At 60.8% G+C, this 5,480-nt stretch carries 5 protein-coding genes; all 5 read right to left on the bottom strand.

Annotated features, from left to right (window positions below):
* Positions 1–519: 519 nt before the first annotated feature.
* Positions 520–870: a hypothetical protein gene (locus tag ACFYOW_RS49235; protein ID WP_387299058.1), complete on the bottom strand. Its 351-nt coding sequence runs from the start codon at positions 868–870 to the stop codon at positions 520–522.
* Positions 871–1,590: 720 nt separating this feature from the next.
* Entirely contained in the window at positions 1,591–2,637 is a 1,047-nt protein-coding gene (locus tag ACFYOW_RS49230; protein ID WP_387299056.1) for an alcohol dehydrogenase catalytic domain-containing protein, read from the bottom strand.
* Positions 2,637–3,050 (bottom strand): ester cyclase, encoded by a 414-nt coding sequence (locus ACFYOW_RS49225; RefSeq protein ID WP_387299054.1) that lies wholly within the window; start codon positions 3,048–3,050, stop codon positions 2,637–2,639. The genes ACFYOW_RS49230 and ACFYOW_RS49225 overlap by 1 nt, the downstream gene beginning before the upstream one ends.
* A gap of 19 nt (positions 3,051–3,069) precedes the next feature.
* A complete protein-coding gene (locus ACFYOW_RS49220) occupies positions 3,070–4,629 on the bottom strand; it encodes a long-chain-fatty-acid--CoA ligase (RefSeq protein WP_387299052.1) in 1,560 nt (519 codons plus the stop codon).
* A 4-nt stretch (positions 4,630–4,633) separates the two neighbouring features.
* Positions 4,634–5,323, bottom strand: coding sequence for an ABC transporter substrate-binding protein (locus ACFYOW_RS49215; RefSeq protein ID WP_387299050.1), 690 nt, complete (start codon positions 5,321–5,323; stop codon positions 4,634–4,636).
* Positions 5,324–5,480: the final 157 nt, after the last annotated feature.

Genomic DNA, 5,480 nt, shown 5'->3' with positions numbered 1-5,480 from the left:
CGCAGGACGCGCGACCAGCACCTTCGGCAGAACCCACCCCAAGACACCCGAACCAACAAGACCCACAACAAGATACATGATCATCAAGGAACGCAACACTGAGGATTTAGCGCAGACAACAACATATTATCTGCCACAGACTCGGATGCAATTTGGCCCGATGCCCCCGGAGCGAGGGGATTCCGTAAATTATCTGCGGTAGTTCTGATGATCTCGGATGTGCCGGATCACACCCACCGGGCGTGATCGACCCATTGCCCGATTCCATGAACGAACGCCGCGGGAATTACGTGAACGTCGACACCAGTCGAATACGACGCGCTGGCCGGGGACTATGCGAGGGCCGGGTCGGCCAGTTTCGCGAACTCATCGAGGCGCGCAGCAATTCCGATTTCGGCAGCGTCGTGAGGGCGAGTTAGCTTTCGTCTGACGCGGCGAGCTGGGCCCGGCCCACGATGCCGTCGACCGTTGATGCGAGTTTACTGGGTCCACAATCTATCTAGTATCGAGAAAATGACCCTATTCGTCTAACTGCAGAATATTGACGAAGTTGCCATCCGCGTCTTGGATGGTCGCGATGGTGCCTACCGGGATCTGCTCCACCGGCCGGATCCACTTCAGGTCCAGCGCCTCGAGGTGCGCCACCAGCACGGCCAGCTCGTCGACCACGATGTTGATAATGATCCGGCCTGGCTCGACGGCTTGTAGGGCGACGTCGTCACGATGCTCGAAGATTAGAGTTCCATAACTCAATCGCAGCACTGAATCGACGACCTCCACGTTGGGCGCGAAGGCCGCCTGATACCAGTCAGCCAGCCGCTTCGGATCATTGCTTCCCAGCACGAGACTGTGCAGCCGGGCTTTACTCACGGGTACCACGTCAACTCCCAACTCCTACGGTCGATATCACGGGTGTCGTCGCTAGAGAATTCGAACACGGAGTGCATTCCGCCGAGTTATCTGGCAGTCTCGACCACTTACGGTGCGCTTGCATGATGCAAGCATATCATGCTCTTCGCGCTCGGCTCGTGCAAGCTGATCGTAGATGCAGCTGGGCAGCCAAAGGGCGATGCCCGCGTAGTGGACAGAGCGTTGGTAGACAAACTTCCTGTCGGACAACGAGTTTCGGTTACGCCTATCCGGACCGGGCGACGATATGCTGGTTTGATGTGGATCATAACGACTTCCGCAGCGGCTGCAGTGCTCGATACTGGCCTCCTTGTGGTGGACCCGAACCCACGTGTGACTGTGGCAATCTCATCAAGACTGCGCCCGCGGCGTCGCAATCACTGGGCCAAGGAAGGCAAGCCGAGTATGCGATCGCAATTTGCCGCTGCTGCGACGGCAGAGGCTACCCATGGCGTTCCATTGAAGTCTGTGAGGGAGCGAATCGAACATCATTTCCGCCTATCGAGAGGTCAGAACCTATCTCGGTGCGGCCGAGACCCTGTCCGTGGCCATGAGAAATGGCCATTGGCAGACCCGGGCTTTTTGAGTGTTCTTAGCTTCCTTTATTTCTCGCCGCAGGAGCTACCGGCTAGCAAGATAGGGCTGAGGACGCAATGCGACGGAGGTGACGAAAGATAGCACTTACCGGAGGGACTTCTCCGAGGCAACATCGATCAGTACTCGCCCGTACACGCGGCCGCTTCGGATTGTTTCGAGCGCGTCAGGCAATTCCGCGAGTTCGAATCTGGCCCCAACGACGGGGCGAACTCTATTGCTCGCGACCAGGGCGAGCGCGCGGGCGATATCGCCGCGCGTCGCGTATCTCGTTCCGCTGACAGTGAATTCGCGCAGGATCAAGTCCAGACCGTGCAGCGAAATACTCGCGTCCGCAGCAGCTCCGAGCACGATAAGGGTGCCGCCCGGACTGAGGCTGGTCACCGAATCAGTCAGAGTCGCTGTACTTCCCACGCAGTCGATCACCGCATCGATCGCGATACCGCTGGCGGCGGCCTCGGATGCCCAATCGAGCCCGAACGTCCAGTCGGCGAAGCCGTCGCGATCGATCTGGATTCGTTTGTCGCTGTCCGCTTCCACGGCGATCACCCGTGCGCCTATCACGGTTGCGACTTGGAGCGCATGGATGCCGAGCCCACCTCCGGCACCGACAACCGCAACAACGTCTCCTGGGCGTGTTCGCAGTCTGTGATCGAACACGTGGACGGGAGTGGCGATGGCGTCGGCGACGATACCTGCCACGTCGAGCGGCAGACTATCGGGTACGCGAACGAGGTTGCGGGCGGGTAGGCGGACTGTCTCGGCGAATCCGCCGTCGATGGCGGCTCCGACGAAACCGGCGAAACGTGTGCACAAAGTTTCTCTGCCGCGGCGGCAGTTGTCGCAGTCTCCGCAGATCAAGTAGAAGCTTGTCGTCACTCGGTCGCCAGCGGTCCATTCGTCGACGTTGGCGCCAACCTCGCGAACCACGCCGCCGATTTCGTGTCCGATGATTCGTGGGAACGATCCGCCGAGTCCGCCGTTTCGTGCGAGTTCGAGCGTTAGCCCCGCGCCTACTGCGACGACGTCGACGGTGACCTCGCCGGGGCCGGGGGTCGGTCTGGGCAAGCGTTCGAGCCGAGGCGTCGCTCCGCTTTCGATGATCCGCATCGCAGACATGGTGTCGATGGTCATCAGGCCTCCCATAGGGCGTTCCGTAGGTCGCCTTTGCCGATGACCCAGGCCTTGACCATCTGTCCGTTGTCGTCGAAGAGAAAGATGTCGGAAAGCAGAACGCGAAACGGCTTTCCAGTGGGAGCCACGTCCCGGAACTGTCCAGTGTGTGTTCCAGAGAGCGCGAACAGGACCATAACGAGTTGCCCCTGAGCGGCAATATGTTCGATCTCGATCCGCCGGTCGGGCGCCCAAGCCTCTGCTTGCAGGATCACATCCTCGCCAGCCGCGATACCGCGGCGTTCGGTGGTACCGACATTGACGTAAGTGTCCGCAATGATGTCGGGCACCGCCTCGATCTGCTTGTCGTTGAACACTTCGAGCAGCCATCGCCGGGCGCTGGCGAGATTGCGTTCCTCGACTGTGGTGATCATTGCTTCCTCCTCGATCCCGCTAGTTCACTCGGCGCGAGTGTTGTGCCCAATATGGTTCGCGCAGTTTGCTTTTCATGTACTTGCCAGCTCCGGTGACGGGGAACGGCGTCGTTCGTATCTCGACCGACTTCGGGCATTTGTATCTGGCGATCAGCTGCTTGCAGTGCGCGATCACGTCGGACTCGGCGAGGTCACCGCCTTCCCGTACCCGAATGATCGCGTGGACGGACTCACCCCAGTCCGGATGTGGTACACCGATGACTTGCGCCTCGGTGATCTCGGGGTGGAGTAATAGCGCGTTCTCCACCTCGGCGCAGTAGACGTTCTCGCCTCCGCTGACGATCATGTCCTTGACACGGTCCACCACGAAGAGGAACCCGTCCTCGTCCAAGTAGCCTGCGTCACCGGTATGGAGCCAGCCGTTACGAAGCGTCTCGGCGGAGAGTTCCGGGTTGTTCCAATAACCCAGCATGACGTTGTCGCCGCGGCCCAAAATCTCACCCACGGTCCCGACAGGTGCCAGTTCTCCGTTCGTCCCGGCGATGGACACCTCACATCCGATGCAGGGCGTTCCCGCCGAGCGGGTCTTGCCGGCCAATGGGCCGTCGAACACGTGATATTCGGGGCGCAAGATTGTCAGCGTCGGGCTTGCTTCCGACTGCCCGTAGATCTGGTAGAGATCGGTGTCGGGGATGAGTATCCGAGCGCGCCGAACTGTGTCCTCCGGCATTGGGGAGCCGCCGAAGGCGAGGCAACGGAGCGAGCGGAGGTCACGATCTGCGAGAGTTGGATCGCGGAGCAGCAGGTCGATCATGGTGGGAACCATGACCGAGCAGGTCACCGCGCTCGCCTCGATGGCCCGAAGGACCTCCTCGGCGTCGAAGCGAGCACACATCGTTTGCGTGCCGCCAGCCAGTAGGGCCGCATAGGTTCCGAGGCCGTCGGCCATATGGAACATCGGTGCGGCATGTAGGTACACGCTGGTGCTGTCCCAGCGCAGTTCCGTGAGCGTCTGCAATGCGCTCGATAGGACATTGCGGTGGCTGAGTGTGACTCCTTTGGACCGGCCTGTGGTGCCGCCGGTATAAAAGATCACCGCCGGATCGGCATCTGTACCTGGGGCAGCGTCGGCGGGATGCGCGGATCCGAGCCAGTGCTCGTATCTTGTCCAGCCGCTCCGCAATTCGGTGTCGTTCAGGCTGATGACCTGTCGCACGTCCGGCAACTCGGGGAGGACGTCGGCGAGTACGTCCGCGAAATCGGGCTCTACGACAACCACAGACGCTCCTGAATCCTGCAACCAATGGTTGATCTCAGCTGGGGCAAGGCGAGTGTTGATCGGCACCACGATCGCGCCCGCCCAGGGGACGCCGTAGAGAAGTTCGAGGTAGCAGTCCGAGTTGTACGCGAGTACGGCTACACGATCACCGGGTTTTACACCGCTGTCGGCAAGGGCGCCACCGAGTAGCCGGATGCGGTCGCCCAGTTGACGCCATGTGCGGTTTCGACCGTGGAAATCGACCGCAACGCGATGCGGGCCGACACTCTGCGCGCGGCGAAGGACACTGTCTATGCGCATTTCGCTAACCTCCTAGTCCGGAGCGTCCGACGACCTCGCCTTGCTTTTGCCAGCTGCGGCCGTCGTATTGCGCTACCTGGTAGGCCTGTACCGGTCGACCGGTAACGGCGTTGCCTTTGAGTTCGATGCCCGGAAGCAATACGTCAAGTTGGGTAGCCGGCAGGTGGTCCCACGCCTGCAGTAGTCCATCGGTGGTGAGCTCGTCGGCGGATTCGAGCGCGGCCACCAGTGCCTCTGCGAGTCCGTAGCCGTTGGCGACGATGATGTCGTTCGCATCAACTCCTTTGCCGTACTTGGCCACTGTGGACCGGTATCGATCGAGTGAGGCATCCGTGGCCCACTGTGGGTCGGCCGGGTCCTTTAGCCACAGTGCGGAGTAGATGCCCGTTGCCGCAGATCCGGCTGGTTCCAGAAATGACTTGATCGAGGCCGCACCGGAGTAGATGAAAGTCGGGTCGGACATGCTGGTTTGTCGGCGGTATTTGAGCATCGCGATCTCGGTTGCGCCGGTGACGAGGGTGGCGAGTCCGCCTGCGTTGCTTGCCCGGATAGCGTTGAGCTGATTGCTGACCTCGGTGTCGGTGGGCTCGAATGACTCCTGGCGTACCACGTCGTAGCCGACCTGAACGGAACGCTGTTTGACTCCGCGTGCGTAGTCGCGGCCCGCGTCGTTGTTGATGGTGAGGGTGGCCACTGCGGACGAACCATTCGGCTTCGGCGTGCCCAAGAAGTTTCCGGCGACCGCGCCTTCGAGTTCTAGCCTCGGCCAATCATGCTGGTTGAGCTGCTGATGGCCCGGGAATGGCGAAAGGTGCTCTGAACTGCAATGATTCGACTTGTCTAAGGTTGAA

This window comes from Nocardia sp. NPDC006982 (assembly GCF_042869435.1).
Lineage (GTDB): Bacteria > Actinomycetota > Actinomycetes > Mycobacteriales > Mycobacteriaceae > Nocardia.
Note: the sequence above shows the minus strand (reverse complement) of the source record. Positions and strands in the feature narration are given on the sequence as shown.

Excerpts from the sequence above, each read along its gene's own strand:
- ACFYOW_RS49220 (WP_387299052.1), bottom strand. The coding sequence starts at position 4,629 with ATGCGCATAGACAGTGTCCTTCGCCGCGCGCAGAGTGTCGGCCCGCAT.
- ACFYOW_RS49225 (WP_387299054.1), bottom strand. The coding sequence starts at position 3,050 with ATGATCACCACAGTCGAGGAACGCAATCTCGCCAGCGCCCGGCGATGG.
- ACFYOW_RS49230 (WP_387299056.1), bottom strand. The coding sequence starts at position 2,637 with ATGACCATCGACACCATGTCTGCGATGCGGATCATCGAAAGCGGAGCG.